Below are 12,926 nucleotides of genomic sequence, written 5' to 3' on the forward strand. Positions count from 1 at the left end.
GCTAAAATTAAACCTTCTGTTCTTTTACCAAAAAAAATCCACACCCTGCCTGAGGATTTTTTTGGGGACATAGCTGCTTAACCCGGAATTTTGGCAGTATTCAATGAGTCCTTGTGAGGAATTGACGCCGATTTTACTATAGATCACACCCAATCTGTTCTCGACGGTTCTGGCTGAAAGACACAATCTGCCGGCAATCTCTTTAGATGTAAGTTTTTGAGTTGCGTAAAAAATTACATCGAGTTCCTTTTCAGTAAAAATATTGTCTGGAGGAGTCAATGTGATAATGGATGGCTTTAGATTATTGAAAAAATCGCACACAGAAAGGAAGTTAAATTTTTTACCATAAAAAATACTGCCGATAACCTCTCCATCGTGATTGTATATAGGAAATTTTGGACAGTACCACGGCTCTAGTATGGAATCGCGACCAAAATAGGATGTCGTGATGATTTCCGCACCCTCTTTACTGGACTCGGCCTTTCTATCATGCGCCTTATATTCAGGGGCCTGTTCGGACCATTTGGTTGGAAATTCCTCGTCAAGCCGACCCTCAAAGTCAAACCCAGCCGGGATATTAAAAAAATCCATGCACGATTCATTGATGTAAACAAAACGAGAATCATTAGTTTTTATCGCCCAGGGGATTGTCGAATGTTCCATCATCGAGATGATGGGAATTTTACTCAATGAATCAATCGTTAAACATCCATTCCCCGGTGTGTTTTGCTGCTCCATATAGGCCTCCTGCAGATTGTTAAACGACTCAAAGAAATTACTTTTCCATTGGGTAAAGTTAACAATACTCACATTGATGGCATTCAACAGAGTAGGACCTGCTCAAACTTTAGCGTCGTGTAAACAACGTTAAAAAATTGTGCAGGAGACGGGAGGACTCACGCTGACCAAACATGCCACCGTTGAAGGTTCCATGTGCGGCGGCACAATAAAAAACGGTGGGATTTACATCCCACCGTTTTTATGTGGCGCGCCGGGCAAATTCGCGGGTATTATTCGCGAAAAAGTGCCTCGAGGTTCAGCCCCTGCCCTTGCAGGATTTCACGCAGTCGACGCAGCCCTTCAACCTGGATTTGACGAACGCGCTCGCGGGTCAAACCGATTTCACGACCGACATCTTCAAGCGTAGCGGCTTCATAGCCTAACAAACCGAAACGTCTGGCCAGCACTTCGCGCTGTTTGGCATTCAGTTCGAATAACCATTTCACGATGCTTTGTTTCATGTCATCGTCTTGAGTGGTATCTTCCGGCCCGCTGTCTTTCTCGTCAGACAAGATATCCAGCAGCGCTTTTTCGGAATCCCCACCCAGCGGGGTATCAACTGATGTTATCCGCTCGTTAAGCCGCAGCATGCGACTGACATCATCAACGGGTTTATCAAGCTGCTCGGCGATTTCTTCCGCGCTTGGCTCGTGATCCAGTTTATGTGACAGTTCTCTGGCGGTACGCAGATAAACGTTCAGTTCTTTTACGATATGGATTGGTAAACGAATGGTACGGGTTTGATTCATGATCGCCCGTTCAATAGTCTGCCGAATCCACCAGGTTGCGTAAGTAGAAAAACGGAATCCCCTTTCAGGATCGAATTTCTCTACCGCACGAATCAGGCCGAGGTTGCCTTCCTCAATCAAATCCAGTAAGGCAAGTCCGCGATTACCGTAACGACGGGCAATCTTCACCACCAGCCGCAGGTTACTTTCAATCATCCGACGCCGTGAGGCAACATCACCCCGAAGTGCACGTCTGGCAAAATAAACTTCTTCCTCAGCGGTAAGCAGCGGCGAATATCCGATCTCACCCAAATAAAGCTGAGTAGCATCCAGCACTCGCTGGCTTGCTGCCTGAGAAAGCAGCTCTTCTTCCGCTAAATCATTATCAGCGGGCTCATCTACCAGCGCCTTCTCGTCAAATGTTTCAGCACCATTCTCATCGAATTCAGCATCTTCATGTAACTCGTTAAGCTTCAACGTATTTTGGCTCATAAGTGGCTCCTACCCGTGATCCCAGGACAGAATACCGAAATATTCCGACCAATTTATCGCTGCGGAAGATAACGCAGCGGGTTTACGGATTTCCCCTTGTAACGAATTTCAAAATGCAATCTTACTGAGCTGGTTCCTGTACTACCCATGGTAGCGATAGACTGTCCCGCCTTCACTTCCTGTTGTTCCCGGACCAGCATCGTATCATTATGGGCGTAAGCACTCAGATAGTCATCATTATGTTTGATGATTATCAGATTACCATATCCTCGCAGCGCGTTGCCGGCATAAACAACCCGGCCATCTGCCGTAGCCTTCACAGGCTGTCCGCGTGAACCGGAAATATCGATGCCCTTGTTTCCGCCTTCTGCCGCGGAGAAGCTGTCGATGATTTTCCCGTCCGTCGGCCAGCGCCAGCCGGCTATCGCAGTGCTGCCAGACGAAACAGCGCCTGACGTCGTGCTTGGGGCGGTAACTGGCGCGGTTGTCGTGACAGTGGTGGTCACAACAGCGCCAGATGAGGGTAACATTTTGCTGCCGTTTGAGGGCAACATTTTCCCTACATTCTGTTTACCTGAATCGTCAGAATACGCATTGTTTGCTTGGGAATCAATACCCGTGCTCACCATTTTCGTATTTGACGGCGGGTTTGGTACGACATTGGCGCCTGCGCTGATCGGCCGATTATAGGTGCCTGCCAGCATGCCGCCGCCACCCGTTACGGCTCCGCTACCGGGTTGAGGTGATGTCGTTCCGTTACTTACTACAGCTGTGCTACCGGTAAGGGGTGCCGTTCCGTTACTTACCTGTAATGTTTGACCAACATTTAACCCATAAGGTTCCGAAATATTATTTCTTTTTGCCAAATCGCGGTAATCGTTACCGGTGATCCAGGCGATATAGAACAGCGTATCGCCCCGCTTTACCTGGTACGTGGAGCCGCCGGCATAGGAACCTTTGGGAATGGTATTGTAACTGCGGTTATAAACATAATTCCCTTGCTGGGGGGTGTTGATTCCACTGACGGGTGCGGCCCGATTTTGCTGAACCGGCATCGGCATCGACATTTGCGACGGGGGTGGCGGAGTCGTCATTTCGCCGTTATTATCGCCGCCCACGCTGCTGATAGGTGCTGAAGATTCATTACTGGCGCAACCGGCCAACCCGATACTGCCCGCCATTGCACAAACCGCAACGCGGCGCCAATAGCATTTTGGGCTTCCCATGCTCATCTCTCCCCTATGGCAGCAACGCCAATTATCATTCCAAACATGCTAGACACTAACGTTATACATCCAATTACCTCTCATGACCCCATGAATGAGAGTATTTTCAGCGCTTTCCGAAAACAAACATTCTGTTGTCAATGCTAGCAATATAAGGCGGAGGGTGCCATACACCAGTTGTATAGAAGTTTAAAAAAAGGCGATAGTGACAAAGGGGGGACAGGTCCGCTCCGTTAGCATCGGGGAAGGTCAAGGTCTGATACATGAAATTCGCTAATCTATCGCCAGGGCGGCGTTACGCCAGTTCCCCTTTAATCAGCGGCACGAAACGAACCGCTTCCACGGTTTCCACCAGATATTCGCCGCCCTGGCGGCGAACGGTGGTCAGGTCCTGGGTATCCTCTCCCACCGGCAACACCATAATGCCGCCCTCATCCAATTGCGCCATCAGGGCGGAAGGTATTTCCGGCGGCGCGGCGGTAACGATAATGGCGTCGAAGGGTCCGCGGGATGGCCAGCCCAGCCATCCGTCGCCGTGACGGGTGGAGACATTATGCAGATCCAGCTGTTTCAGGCGGCGCTTGGCCTGCCATTGCAGCTTTTTTATGCGCTCCACCGAGCAGACATGCTGCACCAGGTGGGCCAGAATCGCGGTCTGATAGCCTGAGCCGGTGCCGATTTCCAAGACCCTGGAGGTGGGCTGCAGTCGCAGCAGCTCGGTCATGCGGGCGACGATATAAGGCTGGGAGATGGTCTGGCCGGAGCCTATGGGCAAGGCCGTATTATCGTAAGCCTTGTGCTCGAAGGCTTCATCGATAAAGCGTTCCCGGGGGACAGTTTCTATCGCCTGCAGCAGCCGCTCATCCTGGATGCCTTGCTGCCTGAGTTGAGCTATCAGTGTCTGCGTGCGCCGGTTTACCATTTCCCGCTGACCTCCGCTTTAGCCAGCCATGACGTGAGTACCGATTGGGCGGAATAGGCGGTCAAATCCACCTGCAGCGGCGTGATGGAAACAAAGCCTTGCTCAATGGCGGCGAAATCGGTATCGGGCCCGTTATCAAAGGTTTCCCCCGGCGGCCCGATCCAGAACATTTCGTGCCCGCGGGGGTCCCGCTGCGCGATGGCCTGATTGGCGGGATGTCGGCTGCCGCAGCGGGTCACCTTAATGCCCTTCAGTGAAGACAACGGCAGATCCGGTACGTTGACGTTAAGGATTTTACCGGTGCGCAGCGGCTCCTGCGCCAACGCCCGGATCAGGCGGCAGGCCACCATGGCGGCGGTATCGTAATGTCGTTCGCCGTTGAGGGAGATAGCCAGCGCCGGGAACCCCAGATGCCGTCCCTCCATAGCCGCGGCAACGGTACCGGAATAGATGACGTCGTCCCCCAGATTCGCGCCGGCATTGATACCCGATACCACGATCTCCGGCACCGGCCGCATCAGGACGTTCACGCCGAGGTAAACACAATCCGTAGGCGTGCCGGACTGTACCGCGATATCGCCGTTGGCGTGCTTAACCGTTCTTAACGGCATATCCAGCGTCAACGAGTTGGACGACCCGCTCCGGTTGCGATCGGGCGCGACAATCTGCACGTCGGCAAATTCACGCAGGGCAACCGCCAGCGTTTGAATGCCGGGGGCATGGACTCCATCATCATTACTTAGCAATATGCGCATATCATGATTGGCTTTATTAATTATTAATAGTGAATAACGCGCCGTCCACCCATAGGACGCAAAAACCAGCCTGTTCCTTGAGGTTATCAATGAACGGCAGCAGGCTGGGAATAAAAGCAATAATGGCATGAAACGCCACGGTGGTGAAGCCTGGAGTTCAGGCCGTTACGTAAAATTCGCCGCGGCCGGGATCACCAGGCGCCCTCAAGCGGCGCGTCCAGCAATTCACGCACCACACTGGTGGCGAAACTTCCCGCGGGCAGCGCAAACGACAGCTGCAAGGTGGCGTCGTCATGCCAGCGCCACTGCATGTCCGCCGGATGGAGCAGCATGGCGCGGCGGGCCGGCTCTACCCGCTCGCGGACAAGCAACGCCAGCAGGTCGGGCTGGCGCTCCAGACAGGCTTGCTCAAACAGCAAGGCTTCACGCACCGTGCCCGGCTCGCCGTTTCCCGGCAAGGGCGCGGTGATGTTCAGCTCGCCTTGCCGCACGCGCGCATCCAGGGAGGGCAGTTCGTCGTCAGTGGCGACAAACCAGCTGCCCCGGCCTGCCAGCTGCAGCGCGTCGCCGCTCATAAGATGCCAGCGCCCCAAGCGGGACAGCCGTTCACTCACCACGGCGTTGAACAGGGCGCTGCGGGCGGCGGAGAGATAAAAACTGCGTTTGGCGCGATCTTTGACGTGAATTTCCCCACGGGCCCAATGCAGCGCCTGGGCGATATTGTTGCCCTGATGGCCGAAACGCTGGCTGCCGAAGTAATTCGGCACGCCGTCCCTGCCGATAGCCGTTAACCGTTGCTCAACCGCCGGGAGATTGCTGACGTCGCGCAGCACCAGGGTGAAGCAGTTGCCCTTCAGGGTGCCGATGCGCAGTTTTCGGCGATGGCGGTGGGTTTGCAGGACAGTGCATCCCGCCAGCTGGAAGGCATTGAAATCCGGCGTTTCCTTGCCGGGCAAGTGCAGGCAGAACCATTGTTCGGTCACCGCATGGCGATCTTTCAAGCCGGCATAACTCACCGCCCGGTCGGGCAGGCCGGCGAATTTCGCCAGAGCCTGCGCCACGAAAGGGGTATTGCAATCCTGTTTGCGCACGCGCACCAGAACGTGTTCCCCTTCACCGTCCGGCTCGAAGCCCAGGTCTTCCTGCACCAGGAAATCCTCCGGGCGGGCCTTGATAAGGCCGCTCGCCGCCGGTTCGCCATGCAGGCGGTACAGTGTCTGGAAATCCATCATAGGGTTTTATGCAGCAAGACCACCGCCTCGCAGGCAATGCCCTCGCCCCGGCCGGTAAACCCCAATTGCTCGGTGGTGGTGGCCTTTATGCTGACCTCGTCCATATGACAGCCGAGATCTTCGGCGATATTGATGCGCATCTGCGGAATATGCGGCGCCATTTTCGGCGCCTGGACGATAAGGGTAATATCGATGTTGCCCAGACGGTAGCCTTTGGCCCGGATGCGTTGCCAGGCCTCCCGCAGCAGCACCCGACTGTCGACGCCTTTAAACGCCGGATCGGTATCCGGAAACAGCTTGCCGATATCCCCCAGCGCCGCGGCGCCGAGCAGGGCATCGGTGGCGGCATGCAGCGCCACATCGCCATCGGAATGCGCCAACAGGCCCTGGCTGTAGGGTATGCGGACGCCGCCGATAACCAGCGGGCCGGGCCCGCCGAATTTATGCACATCAAAACCATGACCGATTCGCATTAACGGTTCTCCTTTTTATGCGGGCGCGTTAAAAGTGCGCGTTTTGCAACGAGGGGGATAACAATCGGGAAAAATAGAATGCCGCCAACGCCAGATCTTCCGGGCGGGTAATTTTGATATTGTCCGAACGGCCGGGCACCAGCAGCGGCTGGTAACCGCAATGCTCCAGCGCCGACGCTTCATCGGTGATCACGGCGCCGTCGTTCAGCGCACGGGAAAGGCAGGACTTGAGCAGCGGCAGCGGGAATAATTGCGGCGTCAGTGCGTGCCAGAGATCCCGGCGCTCCACGGTATGATCGATGGCGCCGCCGGGACCGGCGCGTTTCATGGTGTCCCTTACCGGCGTCGCCAGAATGCCGCCGACGACGGAGGACGCGGTAATCGCCAGCAAACGCGCCAGATCGTCCTGGTGCAGACAGGGGCGGGCGGCGTCGTGTACCAGCACCCAGTCGGCGCCATGGGCCTGGTCCAGGGCGGCCATCACCGAATCGGCCCGCTCCTTGCCGCCGATGACCCGGCTCACCCGCGGATTATCCGCCAGGGGCAGACGGGCGAAGCGCCGATCGTCCGCGCTCACCGCCACGATCACCCGGCGGATGCAAGGCTGGCGCAGCAGCGCCTCAACGGCATGCTCCAGCAAGGTTTTACCGGCGATGGTGAGATACTGCTTCGGACAGTCATTCTGCATGCGGCTGCCGATACCGGCGGCCGGCAAGATGGCGATAACATCGGGGAAAACTTCAGAGGCCATTATTGATTATCTTGTGAAATCGGGGCGGCCGGCTGGCGTTTGGATTGATCCGGCACCAGGCGATAAAAACTTTCCCCCGGCTTTATCATGCCGAGTTCATTGCGCGATCGTTCTTCAATGGCCTCTTGGCCATCGTTGAGATCGTCGATTTCAGCAAACAGCTGATCATTGCGCGCTTTAAGCTTGGCATTACTGCCCTGCTGGACCGAAACGTCGTCCTGAACCCGGACTAAATCATGAACACCGTTCTTTCCAAGCCACAAGGAATATTGCAGCCAGCCAAGCAGTACCAGTAATAGCAGCGTTAGTTTACCCATTCCGCCCCCTGATAGACTGCGCAATCATCCCATAACTTGTGACCGGACTCCACTCCAGCCGATAAAATGACGTGCAAAACCGGCAAAAAGACGTTTTTCCGCCCTGATTGATGATGGCTATTTACCATTTGTTACCGGAACTCACCCAAAACGGCCATTACCAGCCGGTGAGCAAGGAGAAAACCAGCCAGAAAAGGCTGAATACCGACAGGCCGCTTAGCAGTATCATCAGCAAGACCCGTGCCGCCAGCAGGGTGCCGATAATAATACCGATCAGGACCGACAGGGGCAGCAACGCCAGGAAGAACGGCCAGGTGTAGAGCAGGAAAAACAGGGCGTTGGCGCCATAAACCATAATCGGCACGGCGAAGGCCACCCAATAAAAGAGAAAACCCGCCATGGCGCCCCAGAAACCATAGGCCGGCTCCTCGGTTCCGCGTTCACCGCCACGGGCGCTGATAGGCTTCACCGTAACGGGTATGACGTGCTTGGACTGGGTAACATTCAGCATACATCTTAATCCCTGGGCTCTAAATACACCGGCATGCTCCGAGACGCAGAGCCGACAAGATATCTCAGGGTTTGATAATAACGCGGCCGCGCAGCAGGTCTAATAAATGGTCGGTCAAATATGTTACCAATTGTTGGCCGTCCAGATGAATTTCAGGCTGTTCCGGCGCTTCATAAACCGAGTCGATACCGGTGAAATCAGGCAGCTTGCCGGCGCGGGCTTTTTTATACAGCCCCTTCGGATCCCGGGCTTCGCACACCGCCAGCGGCGTATCCACGAACACTTCGATGAAACGTCCCGCCGGCAGCATATCGCGCACCATGCGCCGCTCGGCGCGATGGGGCGAAATAAACGCCGTCAGCACCACCAGACCCGCATCCACCATCAAGCGGGCGACTTCCCCCACCCGGCGGATATTTTCCCGCCGGTCGGCGTCGTTAAAACCCAGATCCCGGCATAAACCGTGGCGGACATTGTCACCATCCAATAAATAAGTGCTTACACCCGTCCGGTGCAATGCCTGCTCGAGAGCGCCGGCGAGGGTGGATTTACCGGATCCCGACAGGCCGGTGAACCAGATGACCACGCCCTGGTGCCGGTGCAGTTTCTCGCGATCTTCCCGCGCCACGGGATGATCGTGCCAGACGATATTCTCTTCCGCCGGGTCCGCCATGGCTATTTCCCCCCCATTAAATCACGGGCTCCCCAGTGGGGAAAATGTCGGCGGACCAAAGCGTTCAGTTCCAGTTCAAACTCGCTGTAAGGGGCCGGCTCCCGATAAACGTCCGCCAGCGGTTCGCGGACCATGCCGGCGCCGACGGTGACATTGCTCAGCCTGTCGATAAAAATCATGCCGCCGGTTACGGCGTTATGCGGATATTTGTCCAATACCATCGGCTCGTCGAAGGCCAGTTCCACCAAACCGATGCCGTTAAGGGGCAGGCTGTCCGCCACCCGCTGCGTCAGGCTGTTGATCTCCACTTGGTACTGGATGTTCTCCACCCGGGCCCGGGTCTTTTTACCGGCGATTTTAATATCGAAACTTTGCCCCGCCACCAGCGGCTGCTCGGTCATCCATACTACGTCCACGCTGGCGTTACGCACCGGCTGCAGGGTCTCTTTGGCATCCACGATGATATCGCCGCGGCTGATGTCCACCTCATCCGCCAGAACCAGGGTCACCGCCTCGCCCCACCAGGCCTCGGTCAAATCGCCGTCAAAGGTGACAATGCGGGCAATGGTGGAAGTGACGCCGGAGGGCAGTACTTTGATTGCCTGGCCGACCCGCAATACGCCTGAAGCGACGGTGCCGGCATAGCCGCGGAAATCCAGGTTGGGGCGGTTGACATACTGCACCGGAAAACGCATCGGCTGCTGTTCGTCCAGATGAATCACTTCCACCGTTTCCAGGACATCCAGCAGCGTCGGGCCTTTATACCAGGGCATGGTGCGGCTCGGCTGCGCCACGTTATCGCCGTCCAGGGCTGAAATGGGCACAAAGGTAATGCTCAAGTCCACCGGCAGCTCTTCGGCGAACAGCAGATAATCCTGTTTGAACCGTTCGAAAACCGCCTGATCGTAGTCCACCAGATCCATCTTGTTTACCGCCACCACCAGATGGCGGATCCCCAGCAACGTGCTGATAAAGCTGTGCCGCCGGGTTTGATCCAAGACACCCTTGCGCGCATCAATCAGCAGGACCGCCAAATCGCAGGTGGAGGCGCCGGTGGCCATATTGCGGGTATATTGTTCATGTCCCGGGGTGTCGGCAATGATGAATTTGCGTTTTTCGGTGGAGAAGTACCGGTACGCCACATCAATGGTAATACCCTGCTCGCGCTCGGCCTGCAGGCCGTCCACCAGCAGGGCCAGATCCAGCTTTTCCCCCTGGGTGCCCAGGCGTTTGCTGTCGGAATGCAGGGTGGAGAGCTGGTCTTCATAAATTTGCCGGGTGTCATGCAACAGGCGGCCGATGAGGGTGCTTTTGCCGTCGTCCACGCTGCCGCAGGTGAGAAAACGCAGCAGGGTCTTATGCTGCTGCGCGTGAAGGTAGGCCTCCACACCGCCCTGCTCGGCGATTTGTTTAGCGATTACATCATTCATGGCGATGGCTCCTTAAAAATAACCCTGACGCTTTTTCAGTTCCATCGATCCGGATTGATCGCGGTCGATTACCCGGCCCTGCCGTTCGCTGGTGGTGGCCACCAGCATCTCCTCAATGATTTCCGGCAGGGTGCGGGCGTTGGATTCCACCGCGCCGGTGAGCGGCCAGCAGCCCAGGGTGCGAAAACGCACCATCCGCTGGGCAATCACTTCACCGGGTTGTAAATTGATACGGTCGTCGTCCACCATCATCAGCATGCCGTCGCGTTCCAGGATTGGACGAGGCTTAGCCAGATAAAGCGGCACGATTTCGATATTTTCCAAAAAGATGTACTGCCAGATATCCAGCTCGGTCCAGTTGGAGAGCGGGAATACCCGGATGCTTTCCCCTTTGTTGATTTGGCCGTTGTAGTTGCGCCACAGCTCGGGACGCTGGTTTTTCGGGTCCCAGCGGTGCAGGCGATCGCGAAAGGAGTAAATGCGTTCCTTGGCGCGGGACTTTTCCTCATCGCGCCGCGCACCGCCAAAGGCGGCATCGAAACCGTATTTATTCAGCGCCTGCTTCAGCCCTTCGGTTTTCATGATGTCGGTGTGTTTGGCGCTGCCGTGAATAAAGGGATTGATCCCCATGGCGACCCCATCCGGATTGCGATGGACCAGTAATTCAAGGCCATAGGCTTTGGCGGTATAATCCCGGAACTCATACATTTCGCGAAATTTCCAGCCGGTATCCACGTGCAGCAGCGGGAACGGCAGCGTGCCGGGAAAGAACGCCTTGCGCGCCAGATGCAGCATCACCGACGAGTCTTTGCCGATGGAGTACATCATCACGGGATTAGCGAATTCAGCGGCGACTTCACGGATGATATGGATACTTTCCGCCTCCAGTTGCCGCAAATGAGTGAGTCGTTGTTGATCCATATTTACATCCTCAAGCCAGATTGACCAACGACGCGCGTTTCTGCGCCGCTAAAGCTGTTTGTCCGAACCAGGCGATTTCGTCATGCAGGGAGACGACTTCGCCGATAATCAGCAAGGCCGGTGTCGGCGCCTGTTGCGCCAGGTCAGCGAGTTTTTCCAGCGTGCCGGTGAAAACCTGCTGATCCGGCCGGGTGCCGCGGCCGATAACCGCCACCGGCGTGAGCGGCGATCGGCCGTGTTTGATGAGCTGCCGGCTGATTTCGGCCGCTTTCATCACGCCCATATAAATCGCCAGCGTTTGCCGGCCGCGGGCCAGGGCCGGCCAATCCAGCTTTTCGCCGCCGGGGCGCAGATGGCCGGTGATAAAAGTCACGCTTTGGGCATGATCCCGGTGGGTCAGCGCGATGCCGGCGTAGGCGGCGGCACCGGCGGCGGCGGTCACGCCGGGCACCACCTGGAATGGAATGCCGGCGGCGGCCACCGCCTGCAGCTCTTCGCCGCCGCGGCCGAATATAAAGGGGTCGCCGCCTTTGAGGCGCACCACCCGTTTGCCCTGCCGCGCATGAAGAATAAGCAGCCGATTGATCTCTTCCTGGGCCATGGAGTGGGCGCCGCACCGTTTGCCCACGGCAATCCGCTCGGCATCGCGCCGCACCAGTTCCAGGATGTCCTCGCTCACCAGGTTATCGAACAGTACCACGTCCGCCTGTTGAATCAGTTGCAGGCCGCGCAGGGTCATCAGCCCGCTATCGCCGGGGCCGGCCCCCACCAGCGCAACGTCGCCCCCGGCTTCTGCTTCGGCGGTCAGCCCCTGTTGCAGCGCTTCCTCGGCATTGGCTGTCAGCCCTTGTTGCAAGACTTCCTCGGCATTAACAAGCTGCCCCTGCGCCACCAGGGTGGCGAAGCGGCCGTCAAGGGCCTTTTCCCAAAAACGGCGGCGCCCGGCAACCGAAGGGATATGCCGTTTGACCCGTTCACGCCAGGCACCGGCAATATCCGCCATCGGCCCGAGGAACGACGGCAGCAGCGATTCCAGCTTTTCCCGCAGGATACGCACCAGCACCGGCGCTTTCCCGCCGGAGGAGATGGCGACGGTTATCGGCGACCGATCGACAATGGAGGGGAAAATAAAGGAACATAAGGGCTGGCAGTCCACCACATTGACCAATATCCGGCGCTTATCGGCCGCGGCAAAGACCTCGGCATTGAGATCCCCATCATCGGTGGCGGCGATCGCCAGGAAAACGCCCTCCAGCATATCTTCGGAAAATTCCTGGCCAAGCCAGTGGATAACCTTCAACTGCGCCTGTTGTTCCAGTTCGGGCAACAGCCGGCGCGCAACCACCCTGACCTGCGCGCCGGCGCGCAGCAGCAATTGGATTTTACGCGCGGCGACATCGCCTCCGCCGACAACCAGCACAGGGCGTTGCCTGAGATCGGCAAACAGAGGTAAATAATCCACGGCAACCTTTAACGATGTGACTTAGCAATAAAATGACTATACGTCTTGCAGATAGGTTCTATTAAATTCTTAATTGGAATTACATTTGCTTTAATGGAATAACGCTGCAATTGACATACGGCCGCCGAAGCGCAACCAATCGTGCGGTAAGCGCCATAAGCCGGAGGGTACAAATTGTGTTAGCCCTGCGGGCGTTACATACTATACCCAGTGAGTAGCGGCAATACAGACAGCCGCATCGATTAACAAGGAA

The 12,926-nt window shown here is 56.5% G+C and carries 14 protein-coding genes; all 14 read right to left on the reverse strand.

Annotated elements, in window-relative coordinates; genetic code table 11:
- Window positions 1-24: 24 nt before the first annotated feature.
- Entirely contained in the window at window positions 25-738 is a 714-nt protein-coding gene (locus ACL2XO_RS21850) for a helix-turn-helix transcriptional regulator (RefSeq protein ID WP_132926164.1), read from the reverse strand.
- Between the two features lie 272 nt (window positions 739-1,010).
- Window positions 1,011-2,000, reverse strand: a complete 990-nt coding sequence (gene rpoS / locus ACL2XO_RS21855) for an RNA polymerase sigma factor RpoS (RefSeq protein WP_132926162.1) — start codon at window positions 1,998-2,000, stop codon at window positions 1,011-1,013.
- Window positions 2,001-2,053: 53 nt separating this feature from the next.
- On the reverse strand, window positions 2,054-3,226 hold the full coding sequence (gene nlpD, locus ACL2XO_RS21860) for a murein hydrolase activator NlpD (RefSeq protein ID WP_413741518.1): 1,173 nt from the start codon (window positions 3,224-3,226) through the stop codon (window positions 2,054-2,056).
- A 295-nt stretch (window positions 3,227-3,521) separates the two neighbouring features.
- The gene (locus ACL2XO_RS21865; RefSeq protein WP_132926158.1) at window positions 3,522-4,148 is read right to left on the reverse strand and encodes a protein-L-isoaspartate(D-aspartate) O-methyltransferase; all 627 of its coding nucleotides are present in this window, start codon (window positions 4,146-4,148) and stop codon (window positions 3,522-3,524) included.
- Window positions 4,142-4,903, reverse strand: coding sequence for a 5'/3'-nucleotidase SurE (surE, locus tag ACL2XO_RS21870; RefSeq protein ID WP_132926156.1), 762 nt, complete (start codon window positions 4,901-4,903; stop codon window positions 4,142-4,144). Before surE ends, ACL2XO_RS21865 begins: the two co-directional genes overlap by 7 nt.
- 191 nt (window positions 4,904-5,094) lie before the next feature.
- On the reverse strand, window positions 5,095-6,132 hold the full coding sequence (gene truD, locus ACL2XO_RS21875) for a tRNA pseudouridine(13) synthase TruD (RefSeq protein WP_413743099.1): 1,038 nt from the start codon (window positions 6,130-6,132) through the stop codon (window positions 5,095-5,097).
- Window positions 6,132-6,608, reverse strand: a complete 477-nt coding sequence (gene ispF / locus ACL2XO_RS21880; protein WP_413741519.1) for a 2-C-methyl-D-erythritol 2,4-cyclodiphosphate synthase — start codon at window positions 6,606-6,608, stop codon at window positions 6,132-6,134. The genes truD and ispF overlap by 1 nt, the downstream gene beginning before the upstream one ends.
- Before the next feature lie 28 nt (window positions 6,609-6,636).
- Entirely contained in the window at window positions 6,637-7,359 is a 723-nt protein-coding gene (gene ispD / locus ACL2XO_RS21885; protein WP_413741520.1) for a 2-C-methyl-D-erythritol 4-phosphate cytidylyltransferase, read from the reverse strand.
- Window positions 7,359-7,676, reverse strand: a complete 318-nt coding sequence (gene ftsB / locus ACL2XO_RS21890) for a cell division protein FtsB (RefSeq protein ID WP_132926151.1) — start codon at window positions 7,674-7,676, stop codon at window positions 7,359-7,361. Before ftsB ends, ispD begins: the two co-directional genes overlap by 1 nt.
- Window positions 7,677-7,833: 157 nt before the next feature.
- On the reverse strand, window positions 7,834-8,187 hold the full coding sequence (locus ACL2XO_RS21895; RefSeq protein ID WP_132926150.1) for a DUF3561 family protein: 354 nt from the start codon (window positions 8,185-8,187) through the stop codon (window positions 7,834-7,836).
- Window positions 8,188-8,251: 64 nt separating this feature from the next.
- Window positions 8,252-8,860, reverse strand: a complete 609-nt coding sequence (cysC, locus tag ACL2XO_RS21900; protein WP_132926148.1) for an adenylyl-sulfate kinase — start codon at window positions 8,858-8,860, stop codon at window positions 8,252-8,254.
- A 2-nt stretch (window positions 8,861-8,862) separates the two neighbouring features.
- Window positions 8,863-10,290 (reverse strand): sulfate adenylyltransferase subunit CysN, encoded by a 1,428-nt coding sequence (gene cysN / locus ACL2XO_RS21905; RefSeq protein ID WP_413741521.1) that lies wholly within the window; start codon window positions 10,288-10,290, stop codon window positions 8,863-8,865.
- A gap of 12 nt (window positions 10,291-10,302) precedes the next feature.
- Window positions 10,303-11,211, reverse strand: a complete 909-nt coding sequence (cysD, locus tag ACL2XO_RS21910; protein WP_203523820.1) for a sulfate adenylyltransferase subunit CysD — start codon at window positions 11,209-11,211, stop codon at window positions 10,303-10,305.
- 10 nt (window positions 11,212-11,221) lie between these two features.
- The gene (gene cysG / locus ACL2XO_RS21915; RefSeq protein ID WP_413741522.1) at window positions 11,222-12,673 is read right to left on the reverse strand and encodes a siroheme synthase CysG; all 1,452 of its coding nucleotides are present in this window, start codon (window positions 12,671-12,673) and stop codon (window positions 11,222-11,224) included.
- Window positions 12,674-12,926 lie beyond the last annotated feature (253 nt).

The organism is Sodalis sp. RH15 (assembly GCF_047324255.1).
Lineage (GTDB): Bacteria > Pseudomonadota > Gammaproteobacteria > Enterobacterales > Enterobacteriaceae > Acerihabitans > Acerihabitans ligni.

Bases quoted from the DNA above. Each gene is read 5' to 3' on its own strand.
- ACL2XO_RS21850 (WP_132926164.1), bottom strand. From the start codon at position 738: ATGGAGCAGCAAAACACACCGGGGAATGGATGTTTAACGATTGATTCA.
- rpoS (WP_132926162.1), bottom strand. From the start codon at position 2,000: ATGAGCCAAAATACGTTGAAGCTTAACGAGTTACATGAAGATGCTGAA.
- nlpD (WP_413741518.1), bottom strand. From the start codon at position 3,226: ATGGGAAGCCCAAAATGCTATTGGCGCCGCGTTGCGGTTTGTGCAATG.
- ACL2XO_RS21865 (WP_132926158.1), bottom strand. From the start codon at position 4,148: ATGGTAAACCGGCGCACGCAGACACTGATAGCTCAACTCAGGCAGCAA.
- surE (WP_132926156.1), bottom strand. From the start codon at position 4,903: ATGCGCATATTGCTAAGTAATGATGATGGAGTCCATGCCCCCGGCATT.
- truD (WP_413743099.1), bottom strand. From the start codon at position 6,132: ATGGATTTCCAGACACTGTACCGCCTGCATGGCGAACCGGCGGCGAGC.
- ispF (WP_413741519.1), bottom strand. From the start codon at position 6,608: ATGCGAATCGGTCATGGTTTTGATGTGCATAAATTCGGCGGGCCCGGC.
- ispD (WP_413741520.1), bottom strand. From the start codon at position 7,359: ATGGCCTCTGAAGTTTTCCCCGATGTTATCGCCATCTTGCCGGCCGCC.
- ftsB (WP_132926151.1), bottom strand. From the start codon at position 7,676: ATGGGTAAACTAACGCTGCTATTACTGGTACTGCTTGGCTGGCTGCAA.
- ACL2XO_RS21895 (WP_132926150.1), bottom strand. From the start codon at position 8,187: ATGCTGAATGTTACCCAGTCCAAGCACGTCATACCCGTTACGGTGAAG.
- cysC (WP_132926148.1), bottom strand. From the start codon at position 8,860: ATGGCGGACCCGGCGGAAGAGAATATCGTCTGGCACGATCATCCCGTG.
- cysN (WP_413741521.1), bottom strand. From the start codon at position 10,290: ATGAATGATGTAATCGCTAAACAAATCGCCGAGCAGGGCGGTGTGGAG.
- cysD (WP_203523820.1), bottom strand. From the start codon at position 11,211: ATGGATCAACAACGACTCACTCATTTGCGGCAACTGGAGGCGGAAAGT.